Origin of the sequence: Streptomyces sp. NPDC048603, from assembly GCF_043199475.1 — a bacterium.
GTDB lineage: Bacteria > Actinomycetota > Actinomycetes > Streptomycetales > Streptomycetaceae > Streptomyces.
Window position 1 is genome coordinate 474,594 of record NZ_JBICVY010000002.1, and the last position, 19,509, is coordinate 494,102.

15 protein-coding genes are annotated in these 19,509 nt (G+C 72.4%); 5 read left to right on the forward strand and 10 right to left on the reverse strand.

Annotation, left to right across the window (positions count from 1 at the left end; genetic code table 11):
- The first annotated feature begins 328 nt into the window (after positions 1-328).
- Entirely contained in the window at positions 329-1,774 is a 1,446-nt protein-coding gene (locus tag ACGFQ9_RS05745) for a glyceraldehyde-3-phosphate dehydrogenase (RefSeq protein WP_393571521.1), read from the forward strand.
- A gap of 88 nt (positions 1,775-1,862) precedes the next feature.
- Here the strand turns inward: ACGFQ9_RS05745 and ACGFQ9_RS05750 are convergent, their stop codons facing one another.
- Together ACGFQ9_RS05750 and ACGFQ9_RS05755 are read right to left on the reverse strand one after the other, a co-directional pair.
- Positions 1,863-4,082 (reverse strand): SdrD B-like domain-containing protein, encoded by a 2,220-nt coding sequence (locus ACGFQ9_RS05750; protein ID WP_393571523.1) that lies wholly within the window; start codon positions 4,080-4,082, stop codon positions 1,863-1,865.
- Positions 4,083-4,230: 148 nt separating this feature from the next.
- Positions 4,231-5,448 (reverse strand): Dyp-type peroxidase, encoded by a 1,218-nt coding sequence (locus tag ACGFQ9_RS05755; protein WP_393571525.1) that lies wholly within the window; start codon positions 5,446-5,448, stop codon positions 4,231-4,233.
- Positions 5,449-5,525: 77 nt separating this feature from the next.
- On the opposite strand from ACGFQ9_RS05755, the gene ACGFQ9_RS05760 reads away from it, so the two are divergent.
- Positions 5,526-6,875 (forward strand): right-handed parallel beta-helix repeat-containing protein, encoded by a 1,350-nt coding sequence (locus ACGFQ9_RS05760; protein ID WP_393571527.1) that lies wholly within the window; start codon positions 5,526-5,528, stop codon positions 6,873-6,875.
- On the forward strand, positions 6,872-7,645 hold the full coding sequence (locus ACGFQ9_RS05765) for a hypothetical protein (RefSeq protein WP_393571529.1): 774 nt from the start codon (positions 6,872-6,874) through the stop codon (positions 7,643-7,645). The genes ACGFQ9_RS05760 and ACGFQ9_RS05765 overlap by 4 nt, the downstream gene beginning before the upstream one ends.
- 13 nt (positions 7,646-7,658) lie before the next feature.
- Here ACGFQ9_RS05765 and ACGFQ9_RS05770 read toward each other — a convergent pair whose 3' ends face one another.
- Together ACGFQ9_RS05770 and ACGFQ9_RS05775 are read right to left on the reverse strand one after the other, a co-directional pair.
- Complete coding sequence (locus ACGFQ9_RS05770; protein WP_393571531.1) at positions 7,659-9,512, reverse strand: VanW family protein; 1,854 nt, start codon at positions 9,510-9,512, stop codon at positions 7,659-7,661.
- A gap of 172 nt (positions 9,513-9,684) precedes the next feature.
- On the reverse strand, positions 9,685-10,362 hold the full coding sequence (locus tag ACGFQ9_RS05775; protein ID WP_393571533.1) for a M15 family metallopeptidase: 678 nt from the start codon (positions 10,360-10,362) through the stop codon (positions 9,685-9,687).
- Between the two features lie 130 nt (positions 10,363-10,492).
- On the opposite strand from ACGFQ9_RS05775, the gene ACGFQ9_RS05780 reads away from it, so the two are divergent.
- The gene (locus tag ACGFQ9_RS05780; RefSeq protein WP_393571535.1) at positions 10,493-11,131 is read left to right on the forward strand and encodes a hypothetical protein; all 639 of its coding nucleotides are present in this window, start codon (positions 10,493-10,495) and stop codon (positions 11,129-11,131) included.
- 103 nt (positions 11,132-11,234) lie between these two features.
- The gene (locus ACGFQ9_RS05785) at positions 11,235-13,877 is read left to right on the forward strand and encodes a SpoIIE family protein phosphatase (protein WP_393571877.1); all 2,643 of its coding nucleotides are present in this window, start codon (positions 11,235-11,237) and stop codon (positions 13,875-13,877) included.
- A 44-nt stretch (positions 13,878-13,921) separates the two neighbouring features.
- Here the strand turns inward: ACGFQ9_RS05785 and ACGFQ9_RS05790 are convergent, their stop codons facing one another.
- The 6 genes from ACGFQ9_RS05790 to ACGFQ9_RS05815 form a co-directional block, all read right to left on the reverse strand.
- On the reverse strand, positions 13,922-14,452 hold the full coding sequence (locus ACGFQ9_RS05790; RefSeq protein ID WP_393571537.1) for a winged helix-turn-helix transcriptional regulator: 531 nt from the start codon (positions 14,450-14,452) through the stop codon (positions 13,922-13,924).
- Positions 14,442-14,975 carry a flavin reductase family protein gene (locus tag ACGFQ9_RS05795; protein ID WP_393571539.1) on the reverse strand — a complete coding sequence of 178 codons (534 nt, stop codon included), beginning with the start codon at positions 14,973-14,975 and terminating at the stop codon, positions 14,442-14,444. Before ACGFQ9_RS05795 ends, ACGFQ9_RS05790 begins: the two co-directional genes overlap by 11 nt.
- Positions 14,972-16,534 carry a tryptophan halogenase family protein gene (locus ACGFQ9_RS05800; RefSeq protein ID WP_393571541.1) on the reverse strand — a complete coding sequence of 521 codons (1,563 nt, stop codon included), beginning with the start codon at positions 16,532-16,534 and terminating at the stop codon, positions 14,972-14,974. Before ACGFQ9_RS05800 ends, ACGFQ9_RS05795 begins: the two co-directional genes overlap by 4 nt.
- Before the next feature lie 7 nt (positions 16,535-16,541).
- Complete coding sequence (locus tag ACGFQ9_RS05805; RefSeq protein ID WP_393571543.1) at positions 16,542-17,780, reverse strand: pyridoxal phosphate-dependent aminotransferase; 1,239 nt, start codon at positions 17,778-17,780, stop codon at positions 16,542-16,544.
- 100 nt (positions 17,781-17,880) lie between these two features.
- Positions 17,881-18,627, reverse strand: a complete 747-nt coding sequence (locus ACGFQ9_RS05810) for an SDR family NAD(P)-dependent oxidoreductase (protein WP_393571545.1) — start codon at positions 18,625-18,627, stop codon at positions 17,881-17,883.
- On the reverse strand, positions 18,624-19,409 hold the full coding sequence (locus tag ACGFQ9_RS05815) for a thioesterase II family protein (RefSeq protein WP_393571547.1): 786 nt from the start codon (positions 19,407-19,409) through the stop codon (positions 18,624-18,626). Before ACGFQ9_RS05815 ends, ACGFQ9_RS05810 begins: the two co-directional genes overlap by 4 nt.
- Positions 19,410-19,509: the final 100 nt, after the last annotated feature.

A 19,509-nucleotide genomic window follows, 5' to 3' on the forward strand; every position in this document is an offset into this window, starting at 1 on the left:
GGGCGGGCGGGGACACGAGGGCGGGGCGGGTGTGAGGAGGGGTGGAAAGCTCCGCCCGTCGAACACCGCTGATCGGCGGGCGGAGCATCCGGTACCGGGCCCTCCGGCAGCGAGAGCCGCCAAGCGGCCGGGAGGGCGGGCGTTTCACAGTGAATCATTCAAGAGGCAAGCATGCCAGATGGCCTTGCAAATGCCAGGCGATAAGCGTGAAGGGGCGGGCTCCTGCGTATGGCCCGTCCGACCCCCATCCCGCCAGGCGGGACCGTTGGAAGGATCTTAGGGAGGTCGGGTTAGCATATGAGCACCGCCTAGCTCGAAAGATGAACCTGTGACTGCCAAAGAGGACTCGTTCACCAGCTGGAAGAACCGCGAGGAGATCGCGGAGTCGATGATCCCGATCATCGGGAAGCTGCACAGGGAGCGGGACGTCACGGTCCTGCTCCACAGCCGCTCCTTGGTGAACAAGTCGGTGGTCAGCATTCTCAAGACCCACCGATTCGCCCGCCAGATCGCCGGCGAGGAGCTCTCGGTCACCGAGACGTTCCCCTTCCTGCAGGCCCTGACGACGCTCGACCTCGGTCCCTCCCAGATCGACCTGGGCATGCTCGCGGCCACCTACAAGGCCGACGACCGCGGCCTGTCGGTCGAGGACTTCACCGCCGAGGCCGTCGCCGGTGCCACCGGTGCCAACAAGCTGGAGCGCGGCGCGGGCCGTGACGTCGTCCTCTACGGCTTCGGCCGCATCGGGCGCCTCGTCGCCCGCCTGCTGATCGAGAAGGCCGGCTCCGGCAACGGCCTGCGGCTGCGCGCCATCGTCGTCCGCGGCGGCGGCGACCAGGACCTCGTCAAGCGCGCCTCGCTGCTGCGCCGCGACTCCATCCACGGCCAGTTCCAGGGCACGATCACGGTGGACGAGGAGTCCAGCACGATCTACGCCAACGGCAACGCCATCCGGGTGATCTACGCCAACGACCCCTCCGAGGTCGACTACACGGCGTACGGCATCAAGGACGCCATCCTCATCGACAACACCGGCAAGTGGCGCGACCGCGAGGGCCTCTCCAAGCACCTGCGCCCCGGTATCGACAAGGTCGTCCTGACCGCGCCCGGCAAGGGCGACGTCCCGAACATCGTCCACGGCGTCAACCACGACATGGTGAAGCCGGACGAGCGGATCCTGTCCTGCGCCTCCTGCACCACCAACGCGATCGTCCCGCCGCTGAAGGCGATGGACGACGAGTACGGCGTGCTGCGCGGCCACGTGGAGACCGTCCACTCGTTCACCAACGACCAGAACCTGCTGGACAACTACCACAAGGCCGACCGCCGCGGCCGTTCCGCGCCGCTCAACATGGTCATCACCGAGACCGGTGCCGCCTCGGCCGTCGCCAAGGCCCTGCCGGACCTCAAGGCCCCGATCACCGGCAGCTCGATCCGCGTGCCCGTGCCGGACGTCTCGATCGCCATCCTCAGCCTGCGCCTGGGCCGTGAGACCACGCGCGACGAGGTCCTCGAGTACCTCCGCGACGTCTCGCTGCACTCGCCGCTGAAGCGCCAGATCGACTTCACCACCGCCCCCGACGCCGTCTCGATGGACTTCGTGGGCTCGCGCCACGCGTCGATCGTCGACGCCGGCGCCACCAAGGTCGACGGCGACAACGCGATCCTCTACCTCTGGTACGACAACGAGTTCGGCTACTCGTGCCAGGTCATCCGGGTCGTCCAGCACGTCTCCGGCGTGGAGTACCCGACCTTCCCGGTCGCCAACGCCTGATTGCGGCGCTCCTGAACAAAGGGGTGGAGCCCGGTGCCGATGCGGCACCGGGCTCCACCCCTTTCTCCGTGCGGTCCGGTGGTGCGGGTCAGAGGCGGTTGATGTAGAGGCCGGCGTCGATGGTGTGGTCGACGGTGCCGGGCTCGCCGGTGGTCACGTCGGCGGTGGCCGTCCGGGCGTACTGGGGACCGTCGGCTGCCGGGTCGGAGTCGACGTCGGCGGTGGCCCCGGCGACGTTCTGGGGAGACCAGTACAGCTGGGTGGCGGGGTCGGGCGGCGGCCGGACGCCGATGGCGGCGAGGTTGGCGGTCGACTTGTCGAACCGGACCTTGTACGGGGTGTTCGGGCGGACTCCGTGCTCGGGGCCGAAGTAGTAGGCCCCGTCGGCCCCGGTGGTCACGGTCGCCAGCACGCGGGCGCCGTCCGCGGACAGCAGCTGGACGGTGACGCCGGGGATGCCGGGCTCGTCGTTGTCGACGCTCTGCGCGCCGCCCCTGTTGCGGTCGAACCAGACGCGGCTGCCGATCTGGACGGCCGGCTCGTCGCAGAGCACTTCGAGGTCGCCGAGGCCGTTGGCCTTGCCGAATCCTCCGTCGAGCGGCTGGTTGAGCTTCTGGATGCTGAAGCCGTGCTCGAAGGTGTTGGTGCCGCGGCTGCCGGTGGTGCGGTCGAAGAAGGCGCTGCCGCCGGTCCACGCCTGGTTGGTGGGGTCCAGGGCGGTACTGGCGATGCGGTCCTCGCGCAGCGAGAGGGCGAGGGCGCCCTGGGCGGTCTCCTGGTGCACGCCCGGCCAGTTCTCACCCGGGTAGTACTCGACGACGTTGGCGGGCTGGCCGCCGTTGGGCCGGGTGGGCGCGTTGTTCGGGCAGGCCCCGGTGCCCTCCCACTCGAAGGTCCCGTCGCTCTTGCGGCAGGCCCGGTTGATGTCGCCTCCGGAGACGGTGGAACCGCTGTTGGAGTACGCCGGGTTGGGGTTGGGCATCTCGTAGCCGGTCATGTCCGCGAAGCGGTCGCGGAAGCCGAGGACCAGGTCGCCGTTGCTCTCGACGACGATGTCGGACAGCAGGGGCTCGGGATGGGCGGCCAGGTTCTGGGGGAAGGTGGACGCGCCGGTGGTCCAGGGGAACCAGCGGTTGAAGCCGGGCACGGAGACGTTGGGCTCGCCGCGCGGGAAGGTGAGGGCCTTCCGCAGCACCGGCGTCGGTGAGAAGACCGCGGTGACCGGGTTGTACGTCCACACCACCGCTTCGAGGTCGTTCGCGTTCTGCGAGGACTCGGCGGAGCAGACGCCGCCGACGTAGACGACGCCGTCGCGCACCCCGAGGCCGAAGGGCCGCCAGTCCGAGGCCGCCCGGCAGCCGGGGTCGGGGATGGCCACCGAGGCGATCGGGGCGACCGCGGTCGGCTGGGTGGCGTTGTAGGTGTACAGGCGGCGGTCGTTGAGGTTGACCGCGTAGAGCTGCCGGTTGTCCTCGGAGATGTCGATGTCGCCGAGGGACTCCTTGCCGACGGTGCCGACGAACGGGCCGTCGAACCGGACCGAGTCCTGGTGGGCGGTGGTGCCTGCGTTCGGCACGGTGGTGAAGAGGGTGGTGGCGCCTCCGGCACGGGGGGTGACGTAGATGGCGCCCTGGCCCCCCGGTCCGTAGACGGTGTGCCGCTTGGCGTGGGCGCCGGTGAAGATGCGCCGCTGCGAGGTGTGGTAGGCGAGGCCGTAGGTGTTGCCGGTGTCGTTGCGGGTGGCGAGGGTGGTGGTGTTGCCCGTGTTGCTGTCACCCCGGTCGCGGTAGTTGAAGGTGACCGTGGTGCGCACGGTGCCGGACTTGTTGGCGGCGACCTGGCACGGTGTGGCCAGGCGTGGGTTGTCCTCGCACCAGTCGGCCGGATTGCGTACGCCCAGGGTCAGCTGGGCGTCCTCGCCGTTCCGGACGTCGACGATGGCCCCCTCCGAGGCCAGCCCGCCGGCCGCGCCGAAGGACGGCTTGAGGAAGGAGTTGGGGGGCAGGTTCATCCGGACGTAGTACTTGCCGCCGTACAGGGTGGTCGTGGGCGGGAAGACCGCGTACCCGTCCGGCCCGGTGACGGCGGTGACCTTCACGCCGTCCATGTCCTCCAGCTCGACGACGATGCCGGCCACCCCGAGTTCGGAAGCGGCGTCGTTGCGGCCGTTGGTGTTGGAGTCGCGGACGACCTTGATGCGGACGGTGCCGTCGCCCGGGTCGGCGCCGAGGGCGGGTTGGTGCAGGATTCCTGTGGTCAGGGCCAGTCCGGCGGCAAGCGCCAGCGCGGCCCTCCTCAAGGCTTTCAAGGCTCTCCCCTTGGGTCACACAAAGTGATGGTGAACACGTTGCGTAACCATCATCGGGGGTTGTTGATCAAGCCTGGATATCCGGGAAGCGAGATTCGCACTTTTGAGTGACGTGACCCGCGACGGGGCGAGGTCGTGCAGAACCGGTTCAGCGCCCGTCCCGGAACAGCGCCGCGCCGAGCGGGAGTTCAGGGCCGAATCCCGGAAGGATCAGGAAGGCCCCGGACGCCGTGGCGGTGACGAACCCCATCAGTTCGTCCCCGTCGTCCAGGCGGCGCTGGGTGGCGGTGAAGGTCCGCAGCTGCCGCTGGAAGCTGACGAAGAGCAGTCCCTGGTCCTCGGGGCCGTTGTGGTAGCTGTACCCGCGGCGCAGCATCCGGCCGCTGCCGGTGGCGTTCGGATTGGCCCGCCGGGCGTGGGCCATCGCGGGCACCAGGTAGCGGCCGCGCGGCGACTTCGCCGACAGGTCCGGCCGGTCCAGCGGTCCGCCCCCGCTCAGGGGCGAGCCGTCCGTCTTGCGCCTGCCGACCGCCTCTTCCTGCCGGGCGGTGGGCTGGGCGAGGAAGCCGGGCACGTCGATGCGCAGCCGCCGCACCACCGCGATCGTGCCGCCGGCGGCGGGACCGGGGCCGGGCAGCCACACCTCCCGCTCCAGCTCGCCGCGGCTCCGGGGGATCTCGATCCCGTCCGGGAAGCCCAGCAGATTGCGCACCGGACCGCCGCCCGGCGGCCGGAACCCCGTCTGCGACCAGCGGCGGGACGCCCCCTCCGCGGTCAGCCGCGCCGCCAGGCGCACGTCCGCGAGGAGCAGGGCGACGGGGTCGCTCGCACACGTCTGCACCAGCAGGTCGCCGCCCCACGTTCGAGCGGTCCGCTCCTCCCGGGCGAAGGCCGGCAGCTCCAGGTCGCCCGGCCCGCCCCGGCCCGCCCCGGCGGAAAGCCGCGGTCCCACCCCCACGGTCACGGTCAGATCGCCGGCGGCCACCCCGTCCAGGGCGGCCCCGGACGACCCGGTCAACTCCAGTACCTCCCGGCCCAGTCGGGCGAGGACCTCGCCGAACGGCGCTTCCGGAGGGAACCCGTACACCGAGACCACGGCGTGGCCCTGGGGCTGCGCGGGCCGGTCCACCCCGGCCTGGCGGCCCCCCGCGGCCGCCACAGCCCTCGCGGGGACCTCGCCCGGCGGCCGCGGATCGGCGGTTCCCCCGGTTCCTCCGGCTCCGCCGCGGGCGCCGCCGGGCGACGGCGTGCCGGACCGGCACGCGGTCAGCGCGGCGAGCAGGGGAACCCCGCCCAGCAGTGAACGGCGCGCCGTGGAACGCCTCTCACGCGTATCGGCCTGCGGATTGTCACTCTGCGTCGTCATGTGCGTACTCTACGTGCGACTGATCGGCCGCCTGATCCGGCGGCCGGCTCCGCCCGCCCGGATGAGGACGTCCCCCCGTGCCGTCTCCCCGCACCAGAACCCCCGCCGCGCTGTTCGCCACCGCCGTCACCACCCTGGCCGCGATCGTCGCCTCCGCCTGTACGGCCGCCCCCGGGCCGGCCGACGACGCCCCCCGCGCCCCCGTCACGATCCGCGTGCCCGCCGACGCGTCCACCGTCAACGCCGCGCTGGACCGGGCCCGTCCGCGCGACCTCGTCCTGGTCTCCCCGGGCGTCTACCGGGAGAGCGTCCGCGTCCGCACCCCGCGGGTCACCCTGCGCGGCACCGACCGCAACCGGGTGGTCATCGACGGAGAGGGCCGCCGGGGCAACGGCGTCGTGGTCACCGCCCCGGGCGTCTCGGTGGAGAACCTCACCGTCCGCAACCACCTCCAGAACGGAGTGCTCGTCACCGGCCTGAAGAGCGGCGGCGAAGGCGTCGGACGCGGCAGCGACGGTTACCACCGCCTCGACCCGGCCGCCGACCCGCCGCTCACCGGCTTCCGCGTCCGCTACGTCACCGCCGCCGACAACGGCCTGTACGGCATCTACGCCTTCAACGCCCGCCGCGGCACCATCGAGCACAACTACGCCTCAGGCAGCGCCGATTCGGGCCTGTACGTGGGCCAGTGCAAGCCCTGCGGCATCCTCGTGCGAGGGAACGTGGCCGAACGCAACGCCGTCGGCTACGAGGGCACCAACGCCAGCGGACCTCTCTGGGTCGTCGGCAACCGCTTCACCGGCAACCGCGTCGGGATGACCGTCGGATCCGACTACCTCGAAGCCCTCACCCCGCAGACCGGCGCCGTCATCGCGGGCAACCTCATCGCCGGCAACGCCGCCCCCGACACCCCCGAACAGGCCGACGGCGGCTTCGGTATCGGCCTCGGCATCGCGGGCGGCCGCGACAACACCGTCGCCCGCAACCGGATCACCGGCCATCCCCGGGCGGCCCTGATCCTGTCCTCGACCGAGGACCTCCCGCCGATCGGCAACCGCATCACCGGAAACCTCTTCACCGGCAACGCCGTTGACGCCGCCTACCTCACCTCCGCGCACGCCCCCGGCAGCGGCAACTGCTTCGCCGGTCCCCTCGGCCGCACCCTGCCCGCCGACCTGGCGACCACCCTGGCCTGCCCCGCGGGCAGCAGCCCGGTCCCCGGCCCCCGGACACCGCCGGCCTTCGCGCCCGCGCCGGTGGGAGTGCCCTTCCTCGACGTGCCCCTGCCGCCCGTGCAGCCCCAACTGCCCGGTGCGGCAACGGCGGTGGCCGAACCGGTCACCGGACCCACCGGCCCCGTCGGCCCGGAGTCCGTCCCCGTGCCCACCGCCACCCTGCTGGCCGACCGCAGCCGGGACCGCCGATGACGCTCGCCCGGACCTTCCCCCGCCGGGGCATCCCCCGTCGCCGCACCGCTCTCGCGGCCGCCCTGCTCTGCCTGCTCGCGCTCACCGCCTGCTCGTCGCGCGGCGGCGCCGACGAAAAGGCTCCCGAACCCCGGCCCCTCACCGCCGAGGAGGCCGACCGCGTGGCCCTGGCCCGCTTCACCACGTACCGCCGGGGCACCGGCGAGGTCACCGCGGCCATCCCCTCCCGCGGCCGCACCGTCACCCTCACCGGCCGCATCGACTGGCGCCGCCACCGCGGCTACGCCGAGATCCGCGACGACGCCGAACCCCCGGCCCGCGAACTCGTCCACTGGACCACCGCAGCCGTCGCCGTCCACCCCGGGTGGCCCGGGGGACTGCCGGACCGGCCCCCCGCCTCCGGCTGGCAGGTCCACCGGCTGGTCCCGCGCGGCTCCGCCCTCGACAGCGCCCTGGTGCTCCTCCTCCAGCTGGGTGCCGACCGTCCCGACAACGCCCAGCTGCTGGCCCGCAGCGACGCCCGCCGGCTGCGCGACGACCGCATCGGCAAGACCCCCGTCATGGTCGTCGCCGGCCCCGGAGCCCCCGGCGCGCCGACGGGCAGTGGCCGGCTCGGCAACACCCGCTACTGGATCGACGCCGACGGCACGCTGCTCCGCTTCAAGGCACGGGTGGGCGGCGAGGCCCGCTGGACGTCCGCCGAACTGCCCCCGCGGCCCGCCGCCCCGCTGCCCGCCCCGCCACCCGGACTGCTCCAGGGGACGCAGTAGCGGTCAGGCCGGATCAGCCACGCTCGACGGCGGTCGAGTCCGTGTCCGTGGCCGAGTCCGTGGCCGAGGCCGGGGCGACGGGAGCGCCCGGCGTCCCCGTGGCCCCGGCCGACGGCGAAGGCGGGGCGGCCGACGCCTCGGGCTCGCAGACGACCTCGTCGCGCGGCGTGTAGTGGGTCTCGTAGGTCTCCCGCCCGACCTCCTTGCCGCCGTTCACGAACACCCGGTCCACGGACACGTCGAAGCCCTCCAGCGGCGTCTGCACCTCGCACGTGGGCCCGGTGCCCGTGCGCTTCGCCGGGGGCACCACGTTCGTCCGCGGGCCCTGGGTCGCGCGTATCTCGTCGTACTTCTTGGTGCCGAGCAGGGAGATGGTCACCGAGGTGTCCGTGGACTGCGCCCGGACGTACAGGGCGTGCCCGGTGTCGTTGCGCCAGCGCAGGTCCAGCGTGCCCCAGGCGACGGTCGCCTCGCGGCCCTCGGGGTACCGCTCGATGTAGAACGAGTGGGCGCCGTGCTCGACCGGCTTGACGCCCGCGAAGAACGCGGCGTTGTACATGGTGGTCGCGACGGCCGAGACGCCGCCGCCGGGCGACTTCACGTACTGCCCGTCGTTGATCATGATGCCGTCGACGAACCCGTTCTCCTCGGTGCGCTCGCCGACCGTGTCGTTGAAGCTCCAGGTCTGGCCCGGCAGCACCAGGGATCCGTCGATCAGATCCACCGCACGCCCCACGTTGGTGGTCCGGTAGGGGGCGGAGGGGAACTGGACGGTGAAGGAGGACACCTTCTCCTTGATACCGAGCCGCTGCGCCTCCTCGGCGGTCAGCTTCGGCTGGACCCGGGTGGCGGGCAGCTCCCCGGTGCGGGCGGCGGTGTCCGAGCCCGTCAGCAGCGGCATCACGGCGCCGCCGATGGCCTGCTCGTCCACCCGCAGTCCGGTGCGGGCGTCCGTGGCGACGACCGCGCGGTCCGCGGAGTCGACGCGGAAGGTGGCGTTGCGGGGCTCCGTGCTGGCCGCGGCGACCTGACGCGCGACGGCGCCGTCGGCCAGCAGGCCCTCGGAATCCAGTTCCGGTACGAGCCGGCCGCGGTCGTCGGCCTCGACCTTGAGGTGTCTGCCGAGCACCGTGGGGGTCAGGGATATGGACTTCCCGTCGACGGTGAGGGTCACCGGCGCCGACATGGCCGGTTCGGCGAACTCGCGCATGGCCCGTTCGGTCTCCTGCGCGCCGACGGCCGGTGCCGTCCGCAGCACGGGCAGTTCCACGGGGGTCGCGGCGGCCTGCGGGCGCAGGTAGGCGGCGCGGACGGCGTCCGCGGCCCGGTCGGCGCGCAGGGCGACGCCCGTGACGGGCGAGGTGGCCCGGGCGGTGCCGTTCTCGAAGCTGACGGCGCCGTCGCGGACCGGCTGCCCGGCGGCGGACAGCCGTTTGACGGCGGTCGCGCTCGCGGCCTCGTCCATCCGGACCACCGGTTCCACCTCGCCGCCCTTCTTCGGGGCGACGACCCGGCCGATCACGTCGAAGGGCCCCGAGCCGGAGGGCCCGGCGGCACGGTCCACGGTGGCCTCCGCGTCGAAGGACAGCCCGAAGGAGGCGGGGGACATCCGCTCGACCCGGTCACCGACGCGGAGGCTCATCGGCGCGGTCGCCGCGGTCCCGAGCCCCCGGTGCAGGGCGGTCTCGGCCTCGGCGCGGCTCATGCCGCCGATGTCCACCCCGCGCACCCGGGTGCCCTCGGCGATGGTGTCGCCGCCCATGATCAGACCGGTGGCGTACAGGCCGCCCACTCCGAGCACGGCGGCCCCGCCCACCAGGGGCAGAGCCATCCGCCAGTTGCCCTTCCAGCGGTGTACACGTCGCATGTCTCTCCCGTGCCCTCGGCGAGTCGGCGTCCTGTCCGGCATCGACCAGCATGCGGCAATTCGGGCCAAATGGATGAAAGATGTGTGTGTTCTCACGGTCCGGCTGGTTCGAACATCCGAACGCCTGAATGTCCCGATGCGCGAACGGCGCCGTGCCCGGCAGCCGGCCCGCTCACCGGCCGTTGGCCGAGAAGTGCTGGTAGTCCGGGGGGCTCCACCGTCCGCCCCACTCCCAGCCCGCCGCGCGGAACGCCTCGGTCACGGCACTGTCCGGGCGGACCACGCCGGGCCGGGCGGCGTCCCGGCGCCCGAGGTGCCCGTCCGCCCGGGGTGGGTGGACGGTGCCGGTCCGGTCCACGTAGGGGTTCTCCAGGGGGTTGATGTCCACGGCGTCGCCGTAGGAGTGCTGGGACAGCCTGCCGGGCCGTCCCGTCACGGGCCGGCAGTTGTAGGCGGAGGTGTTGTCGTCGGCCATCGCTGCCGCGTCGTCGCCGCCGTACGCCGCCATCACCTGCATCCGGCGGATCGGGAACCCGGCCTCGAAGGCGCTCCCGAACGCCTGCAGGACCGGTCGCACCGCGCTCTCGTGGACCACCATCTCCCCGCGGTGGATCCTTCCGTCGAAGCCCCAGTGGTTCATCCGGATCAGCCGCAGCCGGTCCACGGGGACCGGGCAGCCGGGGCGGTGGCTCCCCCCGAGCCGGTCGGGCGGCACGGGCGTGACCCGGGCCGCGAAGGCCGGCGGCGCCGGCACCACGGCGGGTGCGGGTGGGGGTGGGCCGGCCGTGCACGCCGGGGCGGCCGCGCACAGGACGGCCGTCAGGGCCAGGGCGATCTCGCGCCGGTGCACAGGATCAACGGTAGGGGAAAGCCGATATGTCGACACCTCGCGGCAACCCCACCCCGATGATCATGAACGGGGGTGCGTCGGGGAGAATGCGGACCGGCACGAGCAAGCGACAGGAAGAGGAGCAGGCCCGTTGATCGCGGACGCGGAGAAGCACGAATACGTACGGCCGTTCGTGCACTTGGGGGAGCAGCTGATCGCGGTGTGTTCCTACGAACTGGGTCCGGGGGTGCCGCGCCCTCCCGAGGAGCTGCTCGCTCCGCCTCCGCCCTCCGACCTCCACCGGCGGATCGAGGACAAGCTCCCGCAGCCGCTGCGCCGGCTGGCCAGGTCCGGGCTGCTCGACCCCCGGCGCTCGCGGCCGGCGGCCGCCGCGAACGCGGTCGACCGCCTGCCGGACGCGGTGGACGACCTCGGTACCCGCCTGATGCACGGCAAGAGCATGGAAGGCGGCTGGCAGAGCGCCGCCGGACACTTCCGTGTCAGCCTCGCCAACGCCCGCGGCTCGGCCACCGGCGGCCTGCTCGCCGTCACCGACCGGCGCTGGCTCACCCTCGCCGACACATCGCCGCTGTGGCAGCTCACCCCCGCGATGCGGCAGGCGTGGGAAGCACCCCGTCCGGCCGTCGCCGCCCTGCGCGTCAACCCCAGGGGCGTGCTCCAGAAGGGGCGCATGGACCTCGAATTCACGGACGGCTCCTGGATCGCCCTGCTCGCCTCGGTCCCCGCGCACGCGGCTCCCTTCGCCGCGGAAGCCGCCCGCTACCGCTGACGGCCACGGCGGCCCGGCGCGCCCGGCGCGCCGGGCAGGAGCCGGGACGGCCCGGAAGTGCTACAACTGGGTTCGTGACCCTTACCCGCCACCCGTGCCGGGCATGCCGGTGCGGTCACCTCTAGGCAACAGGTTCAGGAGCGTCGCCGGACAGGTCTTCGTCCTCCAGGTGGCGATCGTGGTGTTGCTCGCGGCCAGCGCCCTGCTGGCCCTGGTCCTCCAGTCGCGGCACGACAGCGATCGCGAGGCGCGAAACCGGTCGGTCTCCGTCGCCGAGACCTTCGCCCACTCCCTCGGACTGCAGGACACCCTGAAGAGCTCCGATCCGTCCGCCGTCCTGCAGCCGCTGGCCGAGAGCACCCGCAAGGCCGCCGGGGTGGACTTCATCGTGGTGATGGACACCAAGGGCATCCGGTACAGCCATCCCCAGCCCGACCGCATCGGGAAGCGCTTCGTCGGCACCATCGAGCCCTCGCTGGACGGGAAGGTCCACACCGAGAGCGTGCAGGGCCCGCTGGGCAAGGAGATCCAGGCGGTGGTCCCGGTCACCTCGGAGGACGGCAAGGTCGTCGGCCTGGTGTCCGCGGGCATGACGGTGAAGAACGTCGCCGGGGTCGTCAACCGCCAGCTGCCCGTCATCCTCCTGGCCATCGCCACCGGTCTGGCCCTGGCCACCATCGGCACCGCCCTCATCAGCAGACGCCTGCGCCGGCAGACCCGCGGTCTCGGCCCGCAGGAGATGACCCGCATGTACGAGCACCACGACTCGGTGCTCCACTCCGTCCGCGAAGGCGTGGTGATCACGGACCGTGACGGGCGGCTGCTGCTCGCGAACGACGAGGCCAAACGCCTCCTCGGGCTGCCCGAGGACGCCGAGGGCCGCCGCATCGACGAGGTACCGGGCCTGGACAGCGGGATGGCCGACCTCCTCCTGTCCGGCCGCACGGCCTCCGACGAGGTACTGGAATGCGGGGACCGGCTGCTCGTGGTCAACCAGCGGCCCACCCACACCCGGGGCCGCGCCGCCGGCAGCGCCGTCACCATCCGCGACTCCACCGAGATGCAGATCCTGACCAGCCGGGCCGAGGCGGCCCGCCGGCGCCTCAAGCTGCTCTACGACGCCGGAGGCGACATCGGCACCACCCTCGACGTGGTCAGGACGGCCGAGGAGCTCGCCGACGTCGCCGTCCCCCAGTTCGCCGACTACGTCACGGTGGACCTCGCCGACCCGGTGCTCAAGGGCGACGAGCCCGGACCGGGCGCCGACATGCGGCGCACCGCGGTCAGCGGCATCCACTCCGACGCCCCGCTCTACCCCCTCGGCCGGCTGATCGACTTCCTGCCCTCCACCCCGCAGGCCCGGGGCTACGGCACCGGCCGGGCCGAGCTGGTGACCGACCTGTCCGACGCCCCCGGATGGCACGCCCAGGACCCGCCCCGCACCCGGGCCATCGTCGACTACGGCATCCATTCGCTCATCGCCGCCCCGCTCGCCGCCCGCGGCGTCGTCCTCGGAGTGGTCAACTTCTGGCGGTCCGAGAAACCGGAGCCCTTCGACGAGGACGACGTGTCCCTGGCCGTGGAGCTCGTCGCCCGGGCCGCCGTCAGCATGGACAACGCCCGCCGCTACACCCGTGAACACGCCCTCGCCGAGACGCTCCAGCGCAGCCTGCTGCCCCGCGCCCTGCCCGAGCAGAGCGCCGTGGACATGGCCCACTTCTACCTCCCCGCGCAGTCCGGGGTGGGCGGCGACTGGTTCGACGTGATCCCGCTGCCCGGCAGCCGGGTCGCCCTGGTCGTGGGGGACGTCGTCGGGCACGGCCTGCACGCCGCGGCGACCATGGGACGGCTGCGCACCGCCGTGCACAACTTCTCCAGCCTGGACCTGCCGCCCGACGAGATCCTCGCCCGGCTGGACGACCTCGTCCAGCGCATCGACCACGACCGGGACGACACCGGAAGCGGCTCGGACGGCGGAGTCCTCGGCGCGACCTGCCTCTACGCCGTCTACGACCCGGTCTCCCGGCTCTGCACCATGGCGCGGGCCGGCCACCTGCCGCCCCTGCTCGTCGCCCCCGACGGCGCGACGGAGATCGTGGAGCTGCCGGCCGGGCCCCCGCTGGGGCTGGGCGGCATGCCCTTCGAGAACGTGGAGATGAGCCTGCCGGAAGGCAGCCAGCTCGTCCTGTACACGGACGGACTGGTCGAGCAGCGCACCCGGGACATCGGCGAAGGACTGGAACGGCTCCGCGCCGCGCTGAGCGCCCCGGACCGGGACCCGCACGAGAGCTGCCGGGCCGTGCTCGACCTCCTGCTGCCGAACCGGCCGGCCGACGACGTGGCCCTCCTGATCGCCCGGACCCGGGTCCTCGGCCCGGACCGGGTCGCCGAGTGGGACGTACCGTTCCACCCGAGCGAGGTCGGCACCGTACGGAACGCCGCGGCGAAGAAGCTCGACGAGTGGGGCCTGACGGAACTCGGCTTCGCCACCGAGCTGATCCTCAGCGAGCTCGTCACCAACGCGCTGCGGCACGGCACCGCCCCGGTCCGGGTCCGCCTGCTCTACGACCGCACCCTGACCTGCGAGGTCTGGGACGGCAGCAACACCGCCCCGCACCTGCGCTACGCCGCCACCACGGACGAGGGCGGCCGCGGCCTCTTCCTGGTCGCGCAGCTCAGCGAACGCTGGGGCACCCGCTACACCCCCCAGGGCAAGGTCATCTGGGCGGAACAGGAACTGCTCTGAACCGCCGGGCCGGCTCAGGTCAGGTCACGTCAGGTCACGTCAGGTCACCGCTTCGGCACCTCCGGGTAGCGCGCGGTGATCGGACCGCTCGCCCGGGGGCCCCGGGCGAAGACGAAGCCGGCGCCGTCGAGGCGGCGGCCCGTCCGGCGGTCGACCACGACGGGGTCCGCCTCCACACCCGTCTCCGCGTCGACCAGCACCAGGCTGCGGTCCTCCGGCGCCAGCAGATGGTTGCCCCACGCCGCCATGACCAGGATCAGCGGGCGCAGCGCACGGCCCCGGCCGGTCGCCCGGTACTCCGTGCCACCGGGGTCCGCGGCCCCCTCCACCGTTTCCAGCAGGCCCCTGGCCAGCAGGGAGGCCAGGCGTTGCGCCAGCACGCCGGGGTCCATCGCCAGGTTCCGGCGGATCGCCTCGAACCGGGTGTGGCCGTCGAAGACCTCGTGCAGGATCTCCAGGGTCCACCACGGGCCCACGGCCCCCGCCGTCCGCGCCAGCGGACAGTCGGGGATCCGCGCCCGGGGGCCTTCCGCCTCCGCGGACGGCACCCGTCCGTCGTTCCCGCTACCGCTCACCCTCGCCTCCCGGGGCCTTCAGCGACCAGTACTGCCGCATCCCGTACAGCAGCGGACGCACCGGCCGCTCCGAGTGCTCCTGCACCCGGAACACCTCCCCGAACACCACCACGTGGTCTCCGACCGGAAGCGTGGCACTGACCCGGCAGTCCGCGACCGTGTGCGCGTCCTCCGTCAGATGGGGCAGCCCCGACTCCGGCGCCACGGCCCATTCGACCTTCTCGAAGCGGTCCGGGGAGCCGGAGGCGAACAGGTTCGCCGCCGGCTCGGCCCGGTCGTGCAGCAGGTTGACCGCGAACGCCGACACCCGGAGCAGCGCCGCCAGCGTCGGGCTCTCCGCGCGCAGGCACACCAGCAGGGTCGGCGGACGCAGGGCGACGCCGGACACCGACGAGCAGGTCATCCCCCACGGTTCGCCGTCCGGGGCCGTGGTCGTCACGATGGCGACCCCGGCCGGATGCCCGGCCATGAGGGAACGGAACTCCACCGGGTCCACCGGCGTCCGTGCGACGGTGCCGGTCATCGGTGGTGGATGTGCGCCAGGTAGTCCCAGTGCGTCGGCAGCTGCTCGACCAGCGAGGCCGCCTGGTCCCGGACCAGCTGCAGCTCCTTGGTCGCGGCCGTGTCGTCCATCAGGGCCAGGCCGGGCCGCGGCCGCAGGTCCAGACCGCCCAGTCCCAGGATCATCGCGGTGTACGAGTACGGCTCGAAGCCGTGGTAGTAGGGGAAGACGCTGTCCTCGTCGGGCAGCTTCACCTTCCACTGCTCGATCCGCTCGGCCAGCGCGTCCGGCATCGTGCGGGTCTTGGCGTCCCGCCAGTAGTCGTTGTCGCTGCGCTTGGCGGCGACGTAGTGGAGCACCAGGAACTCCCGTACGCCGTCCATGACATGAGCCACCTGGCGGTTGTAGGACCTGCGCAGCTGCTCGTCCTCCCGGCCGCCGGGGAAGTGCTTCACCAGCTGCTCGACCGCGTTCTGGATGAAGAAGATCCCCGTCGACTCCAGCGGCTCGACGAAGCCGCTGGACAGGCCGATCGCCACGCAGTTGTTCACCCAGGAGTTCTCGCTGCGGCCGATCCGCATCCGGATGTGGTTGGCGGTCAGGTCCTCCGCGGCCGGCCCCACGTACGCGCGGAGCGTCCGCTCCGCCTCCTCCGGGGTGCAGTAGTCACTGGCGTAGACGTAGCCCGTGCCGATCCGGCCGAACAGCGGGATGGTCCAGATCCAGCCGGCGGCCTGCGCCGAGGCCCGGGTGTACGGCCCCATGCCCTGGTCGGCCATCTCCATGGGGACACGGAGGGCGACCGCGCTGTCGTTCGGCAGGGTGTCCTGGTAGGAGCGGAACGGTACGCCGAGCCGCTGGTTGAGCAGCATGCCGCGGAAGCCGGTGCAGTCGATGAACAGGTCACCCGAGAGGTCGCCGCTCTCCTTGGTGCGCACGTACGCGATGTCGCCCCGCTCGTCCACGGCCGTGTCGACGACGTCGTCGAGCACGTGCCGGACCCTGCGGTCGGTGCCGTAGCGGGTGAGCAGCCGGGCCAGCAGCGTCGCGTCGAACTGGTAGGCGTAGGGGAACTGGTTGTTCTGCTCGGCCATGGTGGAGCGGGACGGGTCGTCGGTCGCGATCCCGAAGTCGAAGCCCATCAGGCTGTTGCCGTGGGCCATCCGCGGCGAGCGCTTGGCCTCGCAGAGCGCGGCGATCACCGAGCAGTCCCGGTCGTAGTCCGTGCTTTGACGCTCGTGCCGCTTCTGCAGCCACCAGTCGGCCAGGGACACGCCCTCGACCACCCGCGGGCGCTCGAAGGGGTGGTAGAAGTGGTGGCCCTCGGCCCGCCAGTTGTCGTAGCGGATCGCCAGCTTGTACGTGCCGTGGCACTCCGGCATCCAGTCCCGCTCGGCCAGGCCGAGGTAGGAGAAGAAGTGCCGGATGGTACTGAAGGAGGCTTCGCCGACGCCGATCGTCGGTACGTTCTTCGATTCGACCAGCGTGACCGCCAGCCGGTCGCCGAAAGCCGCCTTCAGGTACGAGGCGGTCATCCAGCCCGCGGTTCCGCCGCCGACGATGACAACACTCTTGGCCATGGCTTCCTCACTTCCGTCCGGACTCGGCGACGAACTCCAGGATCTTGCGCACGCCGGTCTCCAGCGCCGCCGGATCCACGCAGAAGGCGATCCGGACCAGGTGCCGCGCCCACGGCGCGTAGTCGTGGGAGGCGATCCGTCCCTGGGCGTCGAGTTCGGGACGCATGGCGAACCCGTTGCCCGGCACCACCGCGACGCCCTTGCGCTCCAGCAGCCGTGCCGCGAACGTCTCGGCGTCCAGGCCGGTCCGGGCCACGTCGAGCATCGCGTACCAGCCGCCGGCCGGCAGTGCGTTGAGCAGACCCTCCTCGACCAGCGGGGCCAGCAGCACGTCCCGGTTGTGCTGCACCAGCTTGCGGTTGACCGCGGCCGCCTCGGCGCGGCTCTGCAGCGCGGCGATTCCCGCGTACTGCACCGGGGTCGAGGTGCCGATGATGTTGGCTTCCTGGCTGACCTTCATGATGTCGGCGGCCCGGTCGTTGGCCAGGGCGACGTAGCCCAGCCGGTATCCGGTCATCGCGAAGCTCTTGGAGAAGCTGAAGACGCTGTGCACGATGCGCTCGCCGACCGGGACCTCGTGCTCCAGCGAAGCGGTCGAGACGTGCTCGCCGTCGTAGAGGAAGTGCTCGTACGCCTCGTCGCTGATGACGTGCCAGCCCCGGCTCCGGGCCAGCTCCAGCAGGGCGCCCAGCTCCTCGCGGGCGAGCACCACACCGGTCGGGTTGGCGGGGGAGTTGATCAGCAGCACCCGGGTGCGCGGGGTCGCGGCGGCGGCGATCGCCTCCGGATCGGGCCGGAAGTCCGCGCCCAGCGGATACAGCACCGGACGGAAGCTGGCCAGCAGGCTCTGCTGCAGGTGGACCGGCCAGTGGAGCTCCGGCAGCAGGATCTCGGCGCCGGGCTCGGCCAGCGACTGCAGCAGCGCCGCCAGGCCCTGGCAGGACCCCGGGGAGATCAGCAGCCGGGACACGGCGCTGTCGATGTGGTTGTCCGTGCGGAGCTTCTCCACCACGGCCGCGCGCAGTTCGGGCAGGCCCTCCACGCCGGTGTACTTGGTGTGGCCCCGCCGTACGGCGTCCACGAAGGCATCGGCGACGTTCCCCGCCGGGTCGAAGTACGGATCGCCGACGTGCAGTTTCACCACTCCGACGCCGGTCTCCTCCTCTCGGGCCTCGGCTGCCCGGAAGATCCGGTGCAGACACGAAGAGGGAATGGATTCGGCGGTGGACAGGATGTCTGGACTCACGCTGGTACCCCTTGAATCGATTGAATGCCCGTCAGAAAGCCAACAAACGCGACACATTCGAGAACCACGCCGTGCGTCAAGCCGTGCGTCATGCCGTGCGTCATGCCGTGCGGCCGCCGTCGACCGGCACCAGAGCCCCGGTGACCCAGCCGGACAGCTCCGGATCGAGCAGCAGACACACCCAGTGGCCGATCTCCGCGGCCTCGCCGAACCGGCCCATCGGCGTGGAGGAGAGAAGGCCGGCCCGCAGCTTCCCGGTGTCCGCCCCGTCCAGACCGGTCTCGTTCCACATCGGGGTGTCCACCGGTCCGGGCAGGACGGCGTTCACCCGTACGTCCGGGGCGAGTTCCCTCGCCAGGGAGCGGGTCAGGCTGTTGAGTGCCGCCTTGGTGGCCCCGTAGAAGGCGCGCCCAGGCATGGACAGCACCGCGCCGACCGAGGAGATGTTGACGACGCTGCCGCCGTGGGCCCGCAGCTGCGGCAGCGCGCACCGGATCAGTTCGGCCGGCGCCCGCACGTTGACCGCGAACATCGCGTCGAACAGCTCCGGACCGGTCCCGTCGATCGCGCCGAACCGGGCCAGACCCGCATTGTTGACCAGCGCGTCGAGCCGGCCGAAGCGTTCGGTGGCCGCCGCGACGATCCGTTCGGCGGCGCCGGGCGCGGACACGTCCTGGGCCACGACCCCGACGGAGGGGCCGTACCGGTCCGCGAGCTCCCGCAGCGGTTCCTCGCGGCGCCCGACGACCGTGACGTCGGCTCCCGCCTTCAGCACGGACTCCGTGATCCCGCGGCCGATGCCGGTGGCGGCACCCGTGATCACGACCGACTTCCCGGCGAGCGTCATCGCGCGACCCCTGTCCCGGCACCGAACCCGGCCTCCGCGAGTACCTCCACGATGTCGCCGATCAGCGCGGCCGGGTCCGAGAACAGGCGGAAGTGCCCGCCCGGCCAGGCCCGCACGCTGAAGGGGCCGGTACCGACCTCGGCCCAGGCGTCGATCCGCGGACCGTCCACCAGCGGATCCCCGGTGTTGTAGTGGCAGCGCACCTCGCAGCCCAGCGGGACGGCGTCCGGCGCCGGCCGGTACGCCAGGCTGAGCGCGATGTCCGCACGGAGGACCGGCAGCATCAGGTCCCGCAACTCGGAGTCCCGCGCGACCGCCGGGTCCATTCCGCCGAGATCGCACAGGGCGCCCCACAGCTCCTCCTCCCCGGCCTCGTGCGTGATCCCGCCGCGGTGCTGCGACGGGGCCGGCGCACCCGACGGGAACAGAGCGCGCACGGGTCTGCCGTGCTCCTGCAGCACGCGCGCCGCCTCGTACGCGACCAGGGCGCCGAGGCTGTGCCCGAACAGGGCGCAGGGAGCCGGATCCAGCCGCAGCAGGTCCGCCGCGACGCCGGCTCCGAGCTCGGCGACGCTGCCCGCGAGCGGTTCGGCGAGCCGGTCCGCGTGCCCCGGATACTGCACGGCGAGGAGGGACAGGTCCGCGGGCACCGCCGACGGCCAGGCACGGTAGGTTGCCGCCGAACCCCCCGAGTAGGGAAGGCAGACCAGCCGTCCGGCCGGGCTCTCCACGGTGTTGAGGGCCCGCAACCAGCCCCGGTCGCGCGTTCGTATGCCATTCACGCCATCGAGCTTCACGGAAGGCCCCGGCCCGCCCCCGGCAATCTGTCAAAGCTCTGTCGGGCGTGGCACGGCCCCCCGTCTCCTGGCCGAACCTGAAGGC